General features: G+C 30.0%; 20 protein-coding genes and 1 riboswitch. Of the genes, 6 read left to right on the top strand and 14 right to left on the bottom strand.

Annotated features, from left to right (window positions below):
* Window positions 1-35: 35 nt before the first annotated feature.
* Window positions 36-1,526 (bottom strand): UDP-glucose--hexose-1-phosphate uridylyltransferase, encoded by a 1,491-nt coding sequence (gene galT, locus B5E58_RS09930; RefSeq protein WP_088109511.1) that lies wholly within the window; start codon window positions 1,524-1,526, stop codon window positions 36-38.
* 20 nt (window positions 1,527-1,546) lie between these two features.
* Window positions 1,547-2,713 (bottom strand): galactokinase, encoded by a 1,167-nt coding sequence (locus tag B5E58_RS09925; protein WP_088109510.1) that lies wholly within the window; start codon window positions 2,711-2,713, stop codon window positions 1,547-1,549.
* A gap of 134 nt (window positions 2,714-2,847) precedes the next feature.
* On the opposite strand from B5E58_RS09925, the gene B5E58_RS09920 reads away from it, so the two are divergent.
* Entirely contained in the window at window positions 2,848-3,753 is a 906-nt protein-coding gene (locus B5E58_RS09920) for a helix-turn-helix domain-containing protein (RefSeq protein ID WP_242956649.1), read from the top strand.
* Window positions 3,754-3,804: 51 nt separating this feature from the next.
* Here B5E58_RS09920 and B5E58_RS09915 read toward each other — a convergent pair whose 3' ends face one another.
* Complete coding sequence (locus B5E58_RS09915) at window positions 3,805-4,554, bottom strand: EFR1 family ferrodoxin (RefSeq protein WP_088109508.1); 750 nt, start codon at window positions 4,552-4,554, stop codon at window positions 3,805-3,807.
* A gap of 162 nt (window positions 4,555-4,716) precedes the next feature.
* Here B5E58_RS09915 and B5E58_RS09910 point away from each other — a divergent pair, with 162 nt between their 5' ends.
* Window positions 4,717-5,178, top strand: a complete 462-nt coding sequence (locus tag B5E58_RS09910) for a MarR family winged helix-turn-helix transcriptional regulator (protein WP_242956648.1) — start codon at window positions 4,717-4,719, stop codon at window positions 5,176-5,178.
* A 1-nt stretch (window position 5,179) separates the two neighbouring features.
* Window positions 5,180-6,598, top strand: coding sequence for an MATE family efflux transporter (locus tag B5E58_RS09905; RefSeq protein ID WP_088109507.1), 1,419 nt, complete (start codon window positions 5,180-5,182; stop codon window positions 6,596-6,598).
* Window positions 6,599-6,645: 47 nt separating this feature from the next.
* On the opposite strand, the gene B5E58_RS09900 is transcribed toward B5E58_RS09905, so the two are convergent.
* Together B5E58_RS09900 and B5E58_RS09895 are read right to left on the bottom strand one after the other, a co-directional pair.
* Window positions 6,646-7,818 (bottom strand): cation:proton antiporter, encoded by a 1,173-nt coding sequence (locus tag B5E58_RS09900; protein ID WP_088109506.1) that lies wholly within the window; start codon window positions 7,816-7,818, stop codon window positions 6,646-6,648.
* 52 nt (window positions 7,819-7,870) lie between these two features.
* A riboswitch (Fluoride riboswitch) is annotated at window positions 7,871-7,958 on the bottom strand.
* A 92-nt stretch (window positions 7,959-8,050) separates the two neighbouring features.
* Window positions 8,051-8,560 carry a hydrolase gene (locus B5E58_RS09895; protein ID WP_088109505.1) on the bottom strand — a complete coding sequence of 170 codons (510 nt, stop codon included), beginning with the start codon at window positions 8,558-8,560 and terminating at the stop codon, window positions 8,051-8,053.
* 223 nt (window positions 8,561-8,783) lie between these two features.
* Between B5E58_RS09895 and B5E58_RS09890 the strand changes: the two genes are divergently transcribed.
* Complete coding sequence (locus tag B5E58_RS09890) at window positions 8,784-9,011, top strand: PF20097 family protein (RefSeq protein ID WP_088109504.1); 228 nt, start codon at window positions 8,784-8,786, stop codon at window positions 9,009-9,011.
* Window positions 9,012-9,049: 38 nt separating this feature from the next.
* Here the strand turns inward: B5E58_RS09890 and B5E58_RS09885 are convergent, their stop codons facing one another.
* From B5E58_RS09885 to B5E58_RS09860, 7 genes are all read right to left on the bottom strand, one after another.
* Entirely contained in the window at window positions 9,050-9,529 is a 480-nt protein-coding gene (locus B5E58_RS09885) for an NUDIX domain-containing protein (protein ID WP_088109503.1), read from the bottom strand.
* A 69-nt stretch (window positions 9,530-9,598) separates the two neighbouring features.
* A complete protein-coding gene (locus tag B5E58_RS09880) occupies window positions 9,599-11,080 on the bottom strand; it encodes a DUF1846 domain-containing protein (protein ID WP_443080069.1) in 1,482 nt (493 codons plus the stop codon).
* Between the two features lie 181 nt (window positions 11,081-11,261).
* Window positions 11,262-12,560: a dicarboxylate/amino acid:cation symporter gene (locus tag B5E58_RS09875; RefSeq protein ID WP_088109501.1), complete on the bottom strand. Its 1,299-nt coding sequence runs from the start codon at window positions 12,558-12,560 to the stop codon at window positions 11,262-11,264.
* The gene (rfbD, locus tag B5E58_RS09870) at window positions 12,557-13,396 is read right to left on the bottom strand and encodes a dTDP-4-dehydrorhamnose reductase (protein ID WP_088109500.1); all 840 of its coding nucleotides are present in this window, start codon (window positions 13,394-13,396) and stop codon (window positions 12,557-12,559) included. Before rfbD ends, B5E58_RS09875 begins: the two co-directional genes overlap by 4 nt.
* A gap of 366 nt (window positions 13,397-13,762) precedes the next feature.
* A complete protein-coding gene (locus B5E58_RS13655) occupies window positions 13,763-13,927 on the bottom strand; it encodes a hypothetical protein (RefSeq protein WP_164493553.1) in 165 nt (54 codons plus the stop codon).
* Window positions 13,928-14,001: 74 nt separating this feature from the next.
* Window positions 14,002-15,111 (bottom strand): NAD(P)H-dependent oxidoreductase, encoded by a 1,110-nt coding sequence (locus B5E58_RS14035; RefSeq protein ID WP_330395640.1) that lies wholly within the window; start codon window positions 15,109-15,111, stop codon window positions 14,002-14,004.
* A 19-nt stretch (window positions 15,112-15,130) separates the two neighbouring features.
* Window positions 15,131-15,616 (bottom strand): cyclophilin-like fold protein, encoded by a 486-nt coding sequence (locus B5E58_RS09860; RefSeq protein ID WP_242956647.1) that lies wholly within the window; start codon window positions 15,614-15,616, stop codon window positions 15,131-15,133.
* A gap of 152 nt (window positions 15,617-15,768) precedes the next feature.
* Here B5E58_RS09860 and B5E58_RS09855 point away from each other — a divergent pair, with 152 nt between their 5' ends.
* Window positions 15,769-16,653, top strand: a complete 885-nt coding sequence (locus tag B5E58_RS09855; protein WP_088109499.1) for a LysR family transcriptional regulator — start codon at window positions 15,769-15,771, stop codon at window positions 16,651-16,653.
* 37 nt (window positions 16,654-16,690) lie between these two features.
* On the opposite strand, the gene B5E58_RS09850 is transcribed toward B5E58_RS09855, so the two are convergent.
* Together B5E58_RS09850 and B5E58_RS09845 are read right to left on the bottom strand one after the other, a co-directional pair.
* Window positions 16,691-18,103, bottom strand: coding sequence for a sucrose-specific PTS transporter subunit IIBC (locus B5E58_RS09850; RefSeq protein ID WP_088109498.1), 1,413 nt, complete (start codon window positions 18,101-18,103; stop codon window positions 16,691-16,693).
* A gap of 21 nt (window positions 18,104-18,124) precedes the next feature.
* Entirely contained in the window at window positions 18,125-19,732 is a 1,608-nt protein-coding gene (locus B5E58_RS09845) for a glycoside hydrolase family 13 protein (protein ID WP_088109497.1), read from the bottom strand.
* A gap of 119 nt (window positions 19,733-19,851) precedes the next feature.
* On the opposite strand from B5E58_RS09845, the gene B5E58_RS09840 reads away from it, so the two are divergent.
* Window positions 19,852-20,318, top strand: a 467-nt coding sequence (locus B5E58_RS09840; protein WP_206608574.1) for an AraC family ligand binding domain-containing protein, incomplete at its 3' end; no start/stop codon positions are given.

Raw genomic sequence — 20,318 nt, 5'->3', positions numbered from 1 at the left:
ACATCTTCCCTTCTCTGTTATATTTATAATATTTATTATAATGAATTTATAAATCTCATGAAAGCTTCTCTGCCTTCTTCTGTACATTTATATACTCCGGCATCTTCAAGAACATGAACAAATACTTTTCCAACTTCATTCTGGATTATATCTGTAACATTATCTTTATTTATGTCATCATATTCTTTTACAAATTCTTCTACCCAATCAGCATGTTTTTCAATCTTTTCACAGCTTCTTACATCTTTTCCTTCAAGTATGTACTCTTCAATAAGCTCAAGTTCTTCTTTAAGTCTTGAAGGTAAAACAGCAAGTCCCATTACTTCAATAAGTCCAATATTTTCTTTTTTGATGTGGTGCCACTGACTGTGTGGGTGGTAAACTCCAAGAGGGTGTTCCTCTGTTGTTATATTATTTCTAAGTGTAAGGTCAAGTTCAAAAATACCATTTTTCTTTCTTGCAATAGGTGTTATTGTATTGTGAGGTTCTCCGTTAATTTCAGCAAATATAAATGCTTCTTCATCAGTATAACCTCTCCATTTATTAAGAATATACTCTGCAAGGTCAACAAGACGTTGTTCATCTTTATTTCTTATTCTTATTACAGATAATGGCCATTTTACAATTCCAGCTTCAACATCTTCAAAGCCTTTTATTGTTATAGGTTTTTCAATAGGAGCTTCCTCCATAGCAAATGTATAATGTCCACCCTGGAAATGGTCATGGCTTAATATTGAACCTCCTACTATTGGAAGGTCTGCATTTGAACCTAAGAAATAATGTGGGAACTGTTTTACAAAGTCAAAAAGTTTTATAAAAGCAGCACGGTCAATTTTCATAGGTGTATGCTCACCATTAAACACTATACAGTGCTCATTGTAATATACGTAAGGAGAATACTGAAATCCCCATTTGTTATTATTTACTGTTATAGGTATAATTCTGTGGTTATCTCTTGCTGGATGATTTGCTCTACCTGCATAACCTTCATTTTCCATACAGAGAGCACATTTTGGATAGCTGCTAGCTTTTGCATTTTTTGCTGCTGCTATTGCTTTAGGGTCTTTCTCAGGTTTTGAAAGATTTATTGTTATATCAATTTTTCCATAGTCTGAGTCAACTTTCCATTTTTTATCTTTTACAATACGATAACGACGAATATAATCACTGTCCTGACTTAATTTATAAAAATAGTCTGTTGCTTCTTCTGGAGATTTTTCATAAAGACTCCAAAATTTATCTTGAACCTGTGATGGTCTTGGCATAAGACAGTTCATTATTTTTGTATCAAAAAGGTCTCTGTCTGTTATTGTATCTTCAATAAGACCTCTTTTTACAGCTTCATCAAGAAGATTTCTTAAAACATCTTCTAACTGAGTGTTAAGATATTCTCCAACAGGTTCTTCATAGTTATCTTCTTTAAAAAGGCTTAAAAGCTGATTTGTTGTATATATTCTTTCACACTCTGGAACAAGTCCTGTTGAAATACCATAATCTACAAGTTTTTTAATTTCTACATCAAACATTTTTACTACCTCCAAAACAATTAACCGATAACTCTTGCTCCGTCACCAATTTCAGCTATATAAAATTCTGCTGTAATACCTGTTTTTTCTTTGTATTCTTTTCCAACTTTTTCTATAAATTCATCAACATTTTCATTTTTAACAATACTTACAGTACAGCCACCAAAGCCGCCTCCTGTAATACGTGAACCTATGACTCCTGGAACTGACCAAGCTGTATCAACAAGAATATCTATCTCATCACAAGAAACCTCAAAATCGTCTCTTAATGATACATGAGAAGCATTCATAAGTTTTCCAAACTCTATAATATCATTATTTTTAAGAGTTTCAACAGCTTTTATTGTTCTCTGATTTTCATATACAGCATGTTTTGCACGTCTTCTGCAAACTTCATCATCTATAATATATTTATATGTTTCAAAATCACTTTCACTTAAATCTCCAAGAGTTTTAATTTTAGCAATTTTCTGTATGCTCTTTAATGCTTTTTCACATTCATTTCTTCTGTCATTATAAGCTGAGTCTACAAGACTATGTTTAACTTTACTGTTTGTTATAACTATTTTTGCATCATCAAGTTTAACTTCTGAGTATTCATATTTTAAGTCTGAAGTATCAAGGAATACAGCACAATCTTTTTTGCCCATTGCAACAGCAAACTGGTCCATTATTCCACAGTTACATCCATTATAATTATTTTCTGAATACTGGCACATTAAAGCTATTTTATCCATTGTTATGTTAAGGTCAAACATATCTTTTAACATAACACCTGTTAAAACTTCAAGAGAAGCTGATGATGAAAGACCTGAACCGTCTGGTATAGTACCATATATAAGGACGTCCATTCCTGTGTCTATTTTATATTCATATTTCTTTAAAGCCCATATAACACCCTTTGGATAAGCTGTCCAACCATTATCTTTTAAAGGTTTCATATCATCAATTGATGTTTCAATCATTCCATCATTTTCAAAATTTATAGAGTAAAAACGAAGTGTTTTATCTTCTCTTTTTCTAGCAACTCCATATGTTCCAAGAGTAAGAGCACATGGAAAAACGTGTCCACCGTTATAATCTGTATGTTCTCCTATTAAGTTTACTCTTCCTGGTGAGAAATAAGATTTTATTTCTCCACCTTCTCCATAAAGAGAGATAAATTTTTCAATAAGTTTTTTCTCCATATTTTTCACGTCCTTTATATATTTTTATTTATCAATGTTTCCCATTGATTATTTCCCTTTGATTTAATATAATTATAATGCTTATAACTAATAAAAGATACAAATATAATAGCATATTTTATAATTATATTGAGGTGTTTCTATTGCAATTAAATATAAATAAAGAAAAAAAAGAACTTAAAACTCATGGTGATTATGCCTTTCCTGTAAATATAAGTGAAGAAATATTATCCCATTATGAAGGCGGAACATTCCTTTGGCACTGGCACCCTGAAATAGAACTTACATATATTGTAGATGGTCAAATCGAATACAATATAAATGAAAAAAGCTATATATTAAAAAAAGGTGATGGCGTTTTCGGAAACAGTAATACAATGCACAGTGGAAAAATGGTTGAAAATAAGGACTGTACATATCTTTCTGTAACATTTCACCCAAGATTTATATATGGTTTTGAAAATAGCCTTATACAAACAAAATATGTAAATTTTATATTAGGTAATCACAGAATATCTTCATTAAAGCTTACAGATGATGTTGACTGGCAACGAGATATATTAAATTTTTTAAATACATTATATAAAGAAGTAGTTTTAAATAAAAAAGAATTTGATGAACTTATTATACATATTGAGTTTTCAAAATTTTGGCTTAATATTTATAAATATTTTTCATCTCTTCCCGATACAGGTAAAAGAAACGAGAATAATATAAATCGTATTAAGGATATATTGACATATATACATCACAATTATTCAGAACCACTTACTCTTGATGATATAGCTAACAATGTAAATTTATGTAAAAGTGAATGTTGCCGTTTTTTTAAAAAAAATATGAAAATAACTCTTTTTGATTATCTTCTTTTTTATCGTATACAACAAAGCTTACCTATGCTAACTGATAACGATAACATATCAATAACAGAAATATCTGAAAAATGCGGTTTTTCAAACTCATGTTATTATGGAAAAATATTCAAAAGATATATGAAATGTACACCTAGTGAATATAGAAAAAACAGAAGAAATACATAATATTATTTTACCATAAAAAGGCATCATAAACTATTATCATGCCTTTTATTTTTATACAAATAATTCTAATTTTCTTGGTTCTGAGAAATTATCAATAAGTCTTTTGGTAAGAGGAGAACAATCATATGATATACACTTTTTAGGACAGACTGAAACACATCTCATACAGTTTATACAATTTTCATTTTTAAACTCTGGTTTATCATCAAATTTGATATCAGAGATAGGACACTCTTTATAACAAGTACCACATTTTATACATTCTTCATAATTAATAGTTTTTGGAACAGGTATTGATTTTTTAGGTTCAGGATTAGGGTTTCCTGGAAAATCAGTAGATGAAATATCACCCTTTTTAATTTTTTCAATTACATTATTTGCCCAAACTTTAATCTCTGCCATATCATTTTCATCAGGTCTGTTTTTTCCAAGACTTTCTGCAAAAGTATGCTCTATTATTACAGCAGCCCCCCCTACAACTTTAAAACCTCTATATTCTAAAAGATTTTTCATCTGTGCAAGACTGTCATCATAATGACGATTTCCATAACAAGCAATAATAATACATGGTGTATTATTTCCCTTTATACAATCTGTAATTCTTTCAACAGCTGGAATTTGACCTGCATATACAGGCATACCTACTACAACAATATCATCTTTATTAAACTCAAAATTATTTTCTCTCTGACTCTTTGATGTAATATCAATATAATTTATATTTTCTCCAAAAAGCTTTGATATTTTTTTAATACAATCTTCTGTTTTTCCAGTTCCACTAAAATATACACTTTTAATCATAATAAAACTTCCTTTCTTATTAAATACTATTATTTAATTATACATCAAACAAAAAAGTTTATCATCTCCCATAAAAATACAAAAATAGTTGACTAAGCAACTATTTTTATAGTAATATTTAATATATAGTTGAGTGTGCAACTAAAGGAAAGGAGGAAGATTTTGAAAGAACCGCAGATAATATTTTTAAAATATATATCAATGATACAGCGCAATACTAAAAGATATTTTGATGCTGTTCTTGAAAATGAACCTATTGGAAGTGGTCAACAGTTTTTTCTCTCAAGAATATATGAAAATGAAGGAATAACTATGTGTGATTTGGCAAAGATAGGTCAATATGATAAAGGAACAGTCACAAAAGCAATCAAAAAACTTGTAGATATAGGCTATGTATCCATTGTAGCAGATGAACATGATAAACGTGTCCGTCATCTTTATACAACAAAAAAAGCGGAAGATATTATAAACCACACCTATGAACTTAGAGATATTTGGAAAAAAGGTTTACTTTCATCTTTAACTGATGAGGAGAAAGAAAACTTTATATCCTGTCTCGAAAAAATGGCTAAGTCATCAAATTTACTTTTAAATAAATTTATAACAGACAAGGAGGACAAATAGAATGACAATAGCATCAGAAAAGGAAAATATTCAAAATCCTTTGGGATATAAACCGGTAGGAAAACTTTTAATTACATTTTCTATACCAGCTATAATATCATGTCTTATAAACTCTATTTATAACATAGTAGACCAGATTTTCATTGGTCAAGGTGTAGGATATTTAGGAAACGCTGCAACAACAGTTGCTTTTCCTATTATGACAATAATACTTGCTTTTGGAACTCTTATAGGTTCAGGAAGTAGTGCTTATGCCGCTATACGTCTTGGAGAAAAGAAACTTGATGAAGCAGAAAAAACTCTTAATAGTGCATTTCTATTTTCAATAATTACGGGTATTGTACTTATGGTTTTAGGTCTTATATTTTTAAAACCAATACTTACTCTTTTTGGTGCAACAGAAAATATAATGCCTTATGCAATAGATTATACTGCTATAATACTTTTGGGAACTCCTTTTAATCTTTTAAGTATAGTTCTTTCAAATCTTGCAAGAACTGACGGTCACCCTAGACTTTCAATGTATGGAATGATGATAGGCGCAGGACTTAACACAATACTTGACCCTATATATATTTTTATATTTAATTGGGGTGTTAAAGGTGCTGCAATAGCAACTATAACTTCTCAGATTATATCTGCAATAGTTCTTACAGCATATTTCTTTAAATCATCAAAAAATCCACAGCATATGCAAATCAAAAAAAGTCATTTAAAACTTAAAGGAAAACTTATAATATCATTTCTTACTTTAGGTATTTCATCTGGAATAACTCAATCTGTGGCTTGCATAATGCAGGTTGTAATGAATAATTCTCTTGTGTATTATGGTAATCAATCACCAATAGGTGGAGATGTTGCCCTTAGTGCTATGGGAATTGTAATGAAGATATCAATGATTATGGGAGCTTTTGGAATTGGTGTAGGTATAGGTGCTCAGCCTATTTTAGGATATAACAGAGGAGCTTTACAGTATAAACGTATAAAGAAAACATACATATATGCTGTAATAATGGCAACAATTCTTATATTGGCTGGTTGGATTGTTTGTCAGACATTTCCTGAATTTATAATAGGTATATTTGGAAATGAAAATGCTGAATTTACTGATTTTGCTGTAAAATGTTTAAGAATATTCCTTTTTGGTATATTCTGTGCCGGATTTCAAATTGTATCTACAAGCTACTTTCAAGCAACAGGCCAACCTTTAAAAGCATCAATACTTTCAATGCTTCGCCAGCTTCTTTTACTCATTCCTCTTATAATAATACTTCCTTTATTCTTTGGACTTAGAGGAATACTTTACTCAGCACCAGTCGCTGATATTTCATCAGCATTGATTGTAGCTTGTTTTATGGTTCCTGAAATGGCTAAACTTGAAAGACATATAAAAGAAGAAAAAACATCTGTAAATATTTAAAGAAATTTTTTAAAACCTTCCATATTTTTATTATGGAAGGTTTATTTTTATGATAGTAATTTTTTATAATTTTTATCAATAAGTATTGCCCCTAAAGGTGCTGTTACAAGTATAGCCATTACCGCTGCTGTAAGAACAATATTTCCACAGGCAAGCCCCATTGAAAGAGGAACAGAGCCTATTGCTGCTTGAACTGTGGCTTTTGGCATATATGCAATCATACAGAATATTTTTTCTTTTTTATTAAAAGGTGTACCTATAATACTTATAAACACTCCACAAATTCTAAATATAAGAGCAAGTAATATAATTACTATAAATACAACTCCCGCTGATATGGCATATTTAACATCAACAGCTGCTCCAACAAGTACAAAAAGAAGTATCTCGCCATATACCCAAAGTCTATTGAATTTATCTGAAAGTCTCTTTGCCAAAACTTTATTTTTAAAGTATATTGTAGCGTTTAAAGACATAACAGCTAAAAGTCCTGAGAAAGGAATATATTTTTCAACAACACTCTGACAATCTGTACATATAAATGATATGCTCAATATTATCAAAACTTTTACAGTATCTCTTATATGAACTGTTTTAAATATTTTTTCGAGTATAATTCCAAAAATTATACCTACTATTATACCCATTATTACAGATATAGGAACATTTAATAAAGACATTAAAGAAAAAGTTCCACCCTGTGCTATTGATGTAAATGATGTGAATAAAACTATTACAAAAACATCATCAACAGAAGCTCCAGCCATTATGAGTTGTGGTATACCTTTTTTTGTTCCTATACCCTCTTCCATAAGTCTTAACATTCTTGGAACTATTACTGCTGGAGATACGGCAGCCACAACACTTCCCATAATAGCCGCCTCTATAACACTTATTCCAAGTATTTTAGGTGCAATTAAAACAAAACCTGCTATCTCAAAAAGTGCTGGAACAAAACACATAAGTATTGCTGGTCTACCAACTTTCTTAAGGTCATCAATATCAAGGGCAAGACCTGCTCTTGTAAGTATTATTATAAGTGCGATTTGACGAAGCTCTGAAGAAATATCAAGAACTTTTGGTGAAATAAAATTTAAAGCTGATGGTCCCAATATTATTCCTGATATTAACATTCCTAATATTGGTGGAAGTTTAAATCTGGCAAAAATACCTCCTATGGCAATTCCCAGTATAAACATAAGTGAAAAACTTAATAGCAATATAATCCCTCCTATTTATTTTTTGGCAATAAAAAAGCTGATAACCCTGTGAAAATTCACAGAAGTCATCAGCCCACTATTCCGGCAGTTCTGATATATATTAAAATATATCAAGGGAGAACTCCATTCCCTTATAGCATTATATTTTAAAACAAAGTATATGTCAATATTAAATTTTAAATATCAAACAAAAAGTGCCGGTTTAGTATAAACCGACACATTATGCCAAAAATTAAACCCAGCCCAGAAGACGCTCGAATTTGTTTCCAACTGCTTCAAACACTGCACAAATTTTATCTGCCATAGTAACAACATAAGATTCCTTGTATTTAGGAGGAACAAGTGTACATGGCCACATATGCTTTAATATAGCATCTTTTTCAATATCATTAAGTTCTGTAATCTTTCTTGCATTATCGTAAGCAACACGAGGGTGCCATGCTGCATGGTTGCATTTTCTTGTTGGATTTTTTACTCTCCAATCATAGTAGAACATATCGTGCATTATTCCGGCTCTTGCTGCTGAACGATAGTCCCAACCTAAAAATTTGCAAACTATAAAACTGTAATAAGCAACATTGATACTATGCTGTAATCTGCTTGTGTGACAGTGCTGTTCATAGTTGTCAAGTTTCTGTATTTTTTCTGAATTATATATATCTGAAATGCAATCCATAAACTCTATTGCGAGTATATCTTCCAGGCTTTTGAGGTTTACTTTTGAACCTATTGCTTTTTCCATAATTCCTCCTTTAAAAATAAAAAACATTATTATCTGTTACACCATGAGTATAACATATTATAAGTAAAAAAACATTAAATTTTCTTTAAATTTTATTCAAATTCATATAATATTATAACTAATTTATATAATCAAAATGTATTTAAAGTATTGTTTAAACATACTTTATATTATAAAATATAACTAACAATAATACATTTTCAGCTTTAAGGAGGTAAAAACTATGAAATGCCCATACTGTAACAGCGAAATGGAACAAGGTTTTTTACACGGAATGAAACGCGTTGCTTGGATGACAAAAAAACGCAAATCAGAAACAGCCTTAAATGGTGATGATATTGTTTTCGAGGATAACGCGTTCAATGATTTTATTTTTTCCGGATATATATGCAAAGACTGCAAAAAAATGGTTATAGATTATTCGGACAAAAATATAAAAAAAGCTGATTAATAAAAAAAGAGACACATTTTATTGTGTCTCTTTTTTTATTATCCATGACCATACATTATATTTTCAGAACCTAAAAAAAGTGTTTTTTTATTATATATGATATCATACATATTTTCTTTTATAACAGTAGGCATTATTTTAATACTGTCAATAGATTTTAAATCTATCCACTCACAACCTGTTTGCATTATATCAGTTTCAGAAAGTTCTTTTCTATCAAAACTTTCAATGTCACATAAAAATATATGATACATTTTATGTACATAATCAGCATATTTTTCAGTAAACTTAGGATTTGTACAAATCTCCTCAAAAAGAGCACAAAACCTTAAAATTTTAACTTTGTATCCTGTTTCTTCAAGACATTCTCTTACAACTGCATTTTCTAAAGTTTCAAATTTATTCTGTCCCCCACCGGGTAAAGAGTAATAATATCCATTGTATTCATCATAACATTTATTTAAAAGTATTTTTTTATCATGTATTATTATAGCTTTAGCTGTACTTCTTATTCCCATAAAAATCACCTAACTTTAATATAAATAAAAACCGAGTATAAAAAATTTACTCGGTTTTTTAAAAATATTTTAACGATGGAAAAGTTTCTTTGTTTCGTAACGAGGTTCACAAGTAAGATTTACTCCAAGTTTCCCGAAAACATTTTCATCAACTGATGAAAGTATTACTGATGAATGTACTTCACAGCATTTAAGTTTTTCAAGCTGCTGCATTGCAAGTTCTGCATTAGGGTCGGTTGCAGCACTTATACAGAGAGCAAGAAGAATTTCATCTGTATGAAGTCTTGGATTGTGGTTTCCTAAATGTGAAACTTTTAAATGTTGAATAGGTTCTATTACTGTTGGAGATATAAGTTTAATTTCATCTGGAATATTAGCAAGTTTTTTAAGTGCATTTAATAACATTGCTGAAGACGCACCAAGAAGGTCGCTTGTCTTTCCTGTAACAAGAGTTCCGTCTGGAAGTTCTATTACAGCAGCTGGATTTCCTGTTTCCTCTGCAAGACGATTTGCTTCTGCAACAACTGGTCTATCTACAATACCTGTTCCAGCCTGTTTCATAAGAAGTTCAAGTCTATAAATAGCATCTTCATCAGCGTTTCCTTTTCTCTTTTCACAGAGAGCTTTATAATATCTTCTTATAATTTCATTTCTTGAAGCTTCTTTTGTAGCTTCGTCATCTACTATACAGTTACCTGCCATATTAACACCCATGTCTGTTGGTGATTTATAAGGAGACTCCCCATAAATCATTTCAAACATTGCATTGAGAACAGGGAAAACTTCAACATCACGATTATAGTTTACTGTTGTTTTGCCATAAGCCTCAAGATGGAATGGGTCAATCATATTCATATCATTAAGGTCTGCTGTTGCTGCCTCATAAGCAAGGTTTACAGGGTGCTGTAAAGGAAGGTTCCATATTGGGAATGTTTCGAATTTTGCATACCCAGCTTTTACACCTCTTTTATTTTCATGGTAAAGCTGTGAAAGACAAGTTGCCATTTTTCCACTTCCTGGACCAGGTGCAGTTACAACTATAAGAGAACGCTCTGTCTCTATATAATCATTTTTTCCATAGCCTTCTTCACTTACTATTAATGGCACATTTCCTGGATATCCTGCTATTGTGTAATGTCTGTAAACACGAAGTCCAAGAGCTTCAAGTTTTTTCTGATAAGCTATTGCACTTTCCTGACCGTCAAACTGTGTTAAAACAACACTTCCTACATAAAGACCATAGCCTCTAAAAGCATCTATAAGTCTTAAAACGTCCATATCATATGTTATTCCAAGGTCGCCTCTTACTTTATTTTTTTCAATGTCTCCAGCACTTATTACAATTATTATTTCTGCATCTTCTTTAAGTTGTACAAGCATATTTATTTTACTGTCAGGTTTAAATCCTGGAAGAACTCTTGAAGCATGGTAATCATCAAAAAGTTTTCCACCAAATTCAAGGTAAAGTTTTCCACCAAACTCACCTATTCTCTCTTTAATACATTGTGACTGCATTTTTAAATATTTATCGTTATCAAATCCTGTTCTTATCATATGTTTTTTCTCCTAATCTGTAATAAAAACTACTATTTACGGTACAAAATTATACTATGATTTAATACTATTTACAAAGGAAATTTAATTAAAGTATAAATTTTTTTGATTTAAAAGTTAAACCATTTAAAAATCCCTGAAGAAACTCCATTCGACAGGGATTAAAAATATTTTTAATTTATATAGCACTCTTTACATTAGCTTTTTTATCATTAAATACATCTTTATCGCAAGCATTATCCTGACAAGCAACTATTGTTGTACATATAGCGTCACCTGTGATGTTTACAGCTGTACGAGACATATCAAGTATACGGTCAATACCCATAATATAACCTATACCCTCTATTGGAAGACCAACTGAGTTTAAAACCATTGTAAGAGTTACAAGACCAACTCCTGGAACTCCTGCTGTACCTATTGATGCAAGAGTTGCTGTAAGTACAACAGTTGCAAGCTGTGTCATTGTAAGCGGAATGTCATATATTTGAGCTATAAATATAACAGCAACACCCTGCATTATAGCAGTACCGTCCATATTTATTGTAGCTCCAAGAGGTATTGTAAATGATGAAATTCTTCTTGCAACACCCATTTTTTTGTGTAATGTATCAATAGAAAGAGGAATTGTTGCATTTGAAGTTGCTGTTGAGAAAGCAAATCCCATTACAGGTATAAATTTTTTTATAAATTTATATGGATTAAGTCCTGTAAATAACTTAAGCATAGCTGAATATACTCCAAAGCACTGTATAAAAAGTGCTATAAGTACAGAAATCATATAAAGTGCCATAGGCTTAAATCCTTCAAGACCAATCTGTATAAATGTTTTTGCTATAAGACAGAAAACACCAATAGGAGCAACTTTCATAACCATCATTGTCATTTCCATCATTATGTCATTTCCCTGTTGGAAAAGGTTTAACATTCTTACAGTACGCTCTCCAAGTTTTGCAAGTATAATACCTACAATAAGGGCAAAAAGAATTATCTGAAGCATATTTCCATTTGCAAGAGCAGAAAAAGGATTTGTAGGTATAATGTCAAGAAGTGTTGTTGCAAGACTTGTTTTTGTTGTTGTACCTGTTGTTTCTTGAACAAGAACAGACTCCAGATTAAGACCTATACCTGGATTTATTATTTTTGCAACAATAAGAGCAACTGTTATAGCAAAAGCTGTTGTCACAATATAAAATCCTATTGTCTTAACTCCAACTTTTCCAAGAGTTTTAGTATCACCTATTGCAGCAGCTCCACATACAATTGAACAAAGTACAAGTGGAACAACAAGCATCTGCATAAGTCTTAAAAATCCCTGACCAACAACATTAAAAAGACCATTCATAAGGAATGTATCTCTTATATAGTTTCCTTCCGGCAAAGCATAATGTATCGCAAGACCTGCTATACAACCTAATAAAAGAGCTATAAATATACGTGTTGTAAGACCTAAAGGTTTCTTTTTTTCGTTACTCATAATGAAACCCCCTTATCTGCAAAAAACTCATCAAGGGCATCTCTCCAATTAGGCATAGTATAAATTCCTGTCATTCGCATCATAAGATTGTCAAGCATAGTATTTGCTGGTTTCTCAGAAACAAAAGACTGAACTTCTCCTTTAATTCTAGCACCTTCAAGAACAGCTTTTGCAAACTCAAATCTTGAACATATACCTTCACAGGAAGCATGATATATACCATACTCTGTTGTATCTATGAGTTTTATTATAAAATCTGCAAGAGCCTTTGCACTTGTTGGAGAACTAAGCTCATTTACAGCTGCTTTTACAACTTTACCTTCTTTAGCTGTCTTTAAAACTCTGTATGCGAAATTATTTTCTGAATTTCCATAAATCCATGATGAACGTACTATGAGATGTTTTGGACAAAGTTCACGGACAAATTGTTCACCCGCAAGTTTACTCTTTCCATAAACTGAGTTAGGATTTGGAAAATCAAATTCATTAAGTGGATGACCAGCTGAGCCATCAAAAACATCATCAGTAGATAAATAAATAATTTTGGCATTTATACGGCGGGCTGCAATAGCTGCATTTCTAGCTCCCAGCGTATTAACCTTATAGGTAGTTTCAATATCATTGTTGCAGGATTCAGCATTTGAGCTTGCTGCACAGTGTATAATTACATCGGGATAGTTTATATCACAAAAACTTGTTACTGCTGTAAGGTCGGTTACATCAACATCAGTATCAGACTCCAAAACTTCATATTCTGTACAGTCTAAAGCCTCAAGTATCGCTTTTCCAACCTGACCACTTGCTCCGTTAATCCATACTCTTGTGGCATTTCTCAAAACAGAGTCCTCCTTTCTTTATTTTTTAATAGTATACCATATATACGACAAATTTCGCAAAGAAAAACATTTTACATAAAACCTATATGTTTTGTATATTTTATATAAAAATTTTACTTATTTTTACAATCGAAAACATAAAAAACCATTATTTTCATAATATATTTTACAAAAAAACATAAATGATTTTAGATATAAATTGTCTTTATTATTGGTATTAAAAATTTTATTAAAATTTTAAGTAAAAAACTCCTTAATACTTTTATAAGTAAAAGGAGTTTTTTATATTTATATTTTAAATTTTTTAAACTGTATAAATTATTTATGATACTATAATAATAAATATATTAATGGTTATAAAAATAATTAAAAACCATGTTCTTTTTCGATTTTTAATAATTCTTCATAGGAAGCATTTTTAATTCTATTTTCATCTAAAATCATAGAAGGATTTCCAGAAAATGCTCCAGCATAAGTATCGTTTAAAAGTTTATCTCTCAATTCTTCAGCTTTTAATTTTTCATTTTCCATATATATCAGCCTCCTTTAAAAAAATAAATCTTTTTATTTATTTTATCACTTAATGTACTTTATTGTATATAGATTTATACATTTTTTATAAATTTAGCAGGAACTCCTCCAACAACTGTATTTTTAGGAACGTCTTTAGACACTACTGCTCCAGCAGCAACAACCGCTCCATCTCCAATAGTAACTCCCTGTAATATAGTTGCATTTGAACCTATCCATACATTTTTTCCTATGTTAATAGGCTTAGGGTGTAAATTTCCACGCTTGTTAGGGTCAAAATCATGATTTAATGTTGATAAAACAACATTATGTCCTATCAATGTACCATCACCGATTGTAATACCTCCCTGGTCTTGCATTTTACAACCACTGTTAAAGAAAACATTTTTACCTATTTTAAGATTTTTTCCACAGTCTGTATAAAAAGGTGGGAATACTAAAAAACTTTCATCAATTTCTCTTCCTGTTAATTTTTTAAATATATTACGTATTTCATTTGGTGTATGATAACTTCCATTAAGTTCTGTTGTAAGTTTAAGTGCTTCTTGAGAAATATCACACATAAATAAATGCATTTTTGAACCTGCAACAACCTCTTTTCCACTGTTTAAATAATCTAAAAAATACTCTAAATCTATTTTTTCCTCTGTAATTTCTCTATCATCTTTAAGAGATTTTCCAAACTCTATTAATTCATTAAGTTTTTCCTCTGATTTGTTCTGTTCACCATAGGCTGTAAATATTCCCATGTTCTTTAAATTCAAATATTCCAAAAATGATTTTTTATACTCATATATAGCACCTTCATATACATCATCATCACCAGATGAAAGAAAAAGAGCAGCTTTTTTTAATTTCTTAGGTTTATCAATAGCATATATTCTATTAATTGCACATTGAAGTTGACCTGTGAAACCATGATAATATATAGGTGAAGCTAAAACTATCATTTCAGCCTCATCAAGAATATTATAAACTTCTTCCATATCGTCTTTTTGTACACAACGACCATTACCTTTTGTATGGCAATATTCACATGCTAAACAGCCACCTATTTTTTTATCACAAACAGATATTACTTTAATATTATGATTATTACTTTTAGCTCCCTCTATAAAAGCATTAATCATACTATATGTATTTCCATGTTTTCTTGGACTTCCATTTAAAACTAAAATATTCATAAAAAATCTCCTCAAATTATTATTTTTCAAATATAACTTCTACATCACCTGCTCCTAGAGCTTCAGATAATTCAGATGGGTTATCTATTTTGCCTATTGGTGTATAACTGTAAGATGTAGAAAAGCTTTCATAAAAAATAACTAAACAGTTTGAACCATATAACATAATATCTCCCGCTTCAATATTTTTAGGACAATAAGAATTTGTTTTAATACTATTTTCGAGATAATAGTATTTTTCATTGTTATTTAATTCTTCCATATTTATAGTAATTGGCAACATATCTATAAATTCTTTTGTTGTTTCATTATCATATAATGTAGCATTAAAAGTTTTATCACCAACTATAACTTTAATAGTGTTCACTGCATTTTCCTCCTTGTCGTTATATGTCTCTTTAATTTCTATTGATTTATTTGTAATTTTAAAATCATCATTACAACCTGTTGCTGATACAAGAGTTGTAATACAACATCCAATAACAGTAATCATCTCTCTAATCAAACTATCATCTCCCTTTAATTATATTAATTTACATTTATTTTATCATTTAAAATTTTTAATAACAAATACTTATATATAATAGTTATATATGCTTTATAGCTATATATAAAACTGATACTATATACTATATTTACAGAATGGAGGTAATAAATATGGAGTTTCGTGTATTACAATACTTTTTAGCAGTAACAAAAGAAGGAAGTATATCGGCTGCGGCAAATTCATTACATCTTTCTCAACCTACTCTATCAAGACAATTAAAAGAATTAGAATGTGAATTGGGTAAACAGCTTTTTATTCGTAGTAATAGGAAAATAACTCTTACAGAAGAAGGAATGATACTTCGTAAACGTGCTGAGGAGATTACAGAACTTGTAAAAAAAACTCAAATAGAAATATCATCATCGGATAAAACATTATCGGGAGATATTTATATTGGTGCTGGAGAAACCGTAGGTGTAAAACAAATTGCTAAAGTTGCTAAAGAATTGAGAAATAAATATCCTTTATTACATTTTCATATTATAAGTGGTGATAAAACTTCTGTTTTGGAGGAGCTTGACAGAGGATTAATTGATTTTGCTTTGGTCTTTGGTGATATTGATTTTTCAAAATATGATAGTTTAATGTTGCCTTCTGTTGACCAATTTTGTGTAATGATGAGAAAAGATGATATTCTAGCTAATAAAGAAATAGTTAACACTGAAGATTTGATTGATAAACCTCTTATAGTTTCAAGACAAATTTTACACGATTCTAATTTAAAAGAAATTTTTGGATATGATATAAATGAACTTAATATAGTTGCTACATATAATTTATTGTATAATGGTTCACTTATGGTTAGTGAAGGAATTGGATACGCAATATGTTTTGATAATATAGTAAACGTGACAGGCGATAGCAATTTATGTCTTCGACCTCTATCTATTAAAATTACACCTAAAATGAATTTAATATGGAAAAAATATCAAATATTTACAAAGCCAGCAGGAATGTTTATTGAAGCTATGAAAAGAAACTTAAAATCACTATAAAAATAAAGGCAGAATAATAATTATTCTGCCTACTTTTTTAATTATTAAATTTTTTTGATAATATAAATGTTGATACAAAACTAACTACAAAAGATATTACTACACCAATAATAAAGTTAAGCATACTTCCACTTTGAACACTTACAAAACCTATTATTCCAGCTGCTCCAGGTGAAATATTTAAAACATTTGTAAATGTTACATATGCACATCCAAAGGCTGAACCAACCATTGCTCCATAAAAAGGATATTTCATTTTTAAATTAACACCAAACATTGCCGGCTCTGTTATACCGAGTAAAGCTGATACTCCTGAAGATGCTGATATACTTTTCATTTTTTTATCCTTTGTCATAAACATTGAAGCTATTGTTGCTGCACCTTGAGCCACATTACTACAAGATGCTGCTGCAAGAAGGAATGAACCACCTGACGCAATAAGCTGTATATCTATTGGTAAAAGACTGTGATGCATTCCTGTCATAGTAAGAGGAGCATAGAAGAAACCAAATATCGCACCACCTATTGCTCCAGCTGAATTATAAAGCCATAAAATACAGTTTGTTATAATATCTCCTGCTTCGCGCATTATTCCACCAACAAATATAAATGTAAGTAATGCTGTTATAAATACTGAAAGAAGAGGTGTTAAAAGATTATCTAAAAATTCTGGTATAATTTTGTGAAGTTTTTTCTCAACCCATGCTATTATAAAACTTGAAGCCAATACAGGAAGGACTGTTCCCTGATAACCTACTTTTTCAATCTGAAATCCCATTATATTCCAAACAGGTACACTGTTATTTAAAACAGCATCACCATATCCATAAGCATTGAGAAGGTCTCCACTTACCATTATCATACCTATTACTGCACCAAGATAAGGGTTTCCACCAAACATTTTTGTTGCTGAAAATCCTATGAGGATAGGAAGAAAAGCATAGGCTGCACTGGCAAATGTATTTATCATTGCAGCAAGGTCTTTTAAACCTGTATGTACATCTATAAGTGATTGACCTTCATAAAAAAGTCCTGTTGCTGTAAATACATTGTTTATACCCATAAGAAGACCGGCAGCTACAAGGGCTGGTATTATAGGTACAAAAACGTCTGAAAGCATTTTTACTATTTTTTGTATAGGGTTCATTTTATTGTCGGCTTGTTTTTTAACTTCAGCTTTTGTGGACTCCTGAATTTCCGCTATTTTTATAAATTCTTTGTACACTTCATTTACTGTTCCACTACCTATTATTATCTGAAACTGTCCAGCATTTGAAAAATTTCCTTTTACAACATCTATGTTTGAAAGTTTTTCTAAATCAACATTTTTTTCATCATTTAAAACAAGTCTAAGTCTTGTGGCACAATGAGCAGCACTTACAACATTACCATTTCCACCAATAGCTTCAAGTATTTCTCTTGCTGAGTTTTCATATTTATTTTGACTCATAACTATTATCCCCCTACCATATTAATTCTCTAAAATAACAGCTTCATAACTTCTTAAATGTATTTTTCCTGTTTCTATATTTGTATCTTTATATGAATTTAAAACTACATTAAGTTTTTCTATTCCATCAAGTTCAAATGTAATAGGATTTTCATAAAAATTACAAATTACAACAATAGATTTATCATCCAAAACTCTTTTATATGCATAAACAGAAGGATTATTTTCATCTAAAAGAATGTATTTTCCATACTGTATAACTTTATTGTTTTTTCTTAAATTTATAAGTTTCTGATAATGATAAAATATAGAATTTTCATCGTTGAGATTTTCATCTACATTAATATATTTATAATTTTCATTAACTTTCATCCAAGGTTTACCAGTTGTAAATCCTCCATTTTCACTATCATTCCACTGCATTGGAGTTCTAGCATTATCTCTGGCTTTTATATGAATTGAGTGCATTATATCTTTTTTGTTAAAGCCTTGTTCAATACGCTCTTTATACACATTTTGTGTTTCTATATCAGGATAATCTTCTATATTGTCAGAATAAAAATTTGTCATTCCTATTTCTTCACCCTGATATATATAAGGTGTTCCTTTCATACCATGAAGAAGTGTTCCAAACATTTTGGCACATTCTTTTCTGTATTCTCTATCATTACCCCATCTTGATACAATTCTTGGAAGGTCATGATTATTCCAAAAAAGACTATTCCAACCTTTATCCTCCATGGCATACTGCCATTTACTTAAAACCTCTTTAAGCTCTACTAAATCAAGTTTTTTAATATCCCATCTATGTTTCCCTTTTTCTTTATCAAGCTGTATTTGTTCAAATTGAAATATCATACTAAGTTCGTTTCTTTCAGGATTACAGAAAAGACCTGCATTATCAATGGTGGCTCCCCAAGTTTCTCCTACTGTAAGTAAGTCTTTTTTACCATAAGTATTATTGTGCATTTCATTTATGTAATAGTGGAGTTTAGGACCATTTTCTTTTATAAGTTTTTCTGGTTCTTTACCTATAAGGTCTATTACGTCCATTCTAAAACCACTTATACCTTTATCCAGCCAGAAATTTATCATTTTATATATTTCTTTTCGCATATTTTCGTTTTTCCAGTTTAAATCCGGCTGTTTCTTGCTATAAAAATGTAAATAATACTGGTCTAATTCTTCAACATACTCCCAAGCAGAACCTCCAAAATTTGATTTTAATTCATTTGGTGAGTCAGTCCAAATATAAAAATCATGATATGGATTGTCTTTTGATTTTTTTGCTTCTTTAAACCAAAAATGTTCATCTGATGTATGATTTACGACTAAATCCATTATGATTTTTATATCTCTTTTTTCACATTCTCTTATGAGATTTTCTAAATCTGCCATAGTACCAAACTCAGACATTACAGCCTCATAATCTCTTATATCATAGCCGTTATCATCATTTGGAGAATCATATACAGGACACAGCCATATTACATCAACACCAAGTTTTTTTATGTAGTCAATATGTTGTAAAATCCCTTGTATATCGCCTATTCCATCACCGTTGCTATCATAAAAACTTCTTGGATATATTTGATATACAACACTCTTATGCCACCATTTCTCTGTCATTTCTATACCTCCTCTTTATTTATTTTACAAGTTAAATTATAATTATTGTAGAAATGTTTTTCTTGCATAGTATTAATATTTTATAACACAAAATTACGATTTAATTTTAGGAGGTATTTATGAAACAAAATAGTTTGATAGAAAAAAGAAATCATGGAACTCCAGATTTCCCTTTTCATATATATTCTCATAAAGATATTAATGGTAATTATTATGTTTCTCATCATTGGCATAATGAGTTTGAACTTTTATATTTTGAATATGGGAAAATGGAACTATATGCAAACCAAAATAATATAATTTTTTCTGATGGGGATATTTATCTTGTAAACTCAAAACAACTTCATTCATTATCAGGTAAAACAAAATCTATGCATCATGCAATAGTTTTTAATGGTGAAATGTTAGGATTTTCATTATATGATAAATGTCAAAATGATATTTTGATACCATTTATAGAAGGGAAATTTATATTTTCAAATAATTATTCTAAAACTCAAAAAGAAAATATACAATGTATTTTAAAAGAAATTATAGATATTAACAGAAAAAATCCCAATGACCTTCTTTTAATAAAAATAAAACT

The sequence above is a fragment of the Tyzzerella sp. An114 genome (assembly GCF_002161055.1).
Classification (GTDB): domain Bacteria; phylum Bacillota; class Clostridia; order Lachnospirales; family Anaerotignaceae; genus Fimicola; species Fimicola cottocaccae.
Note: the sequence above shows the minus strand (reverse complement) of the source record. Positions and strands in the feature narration are given on the sequence as shown.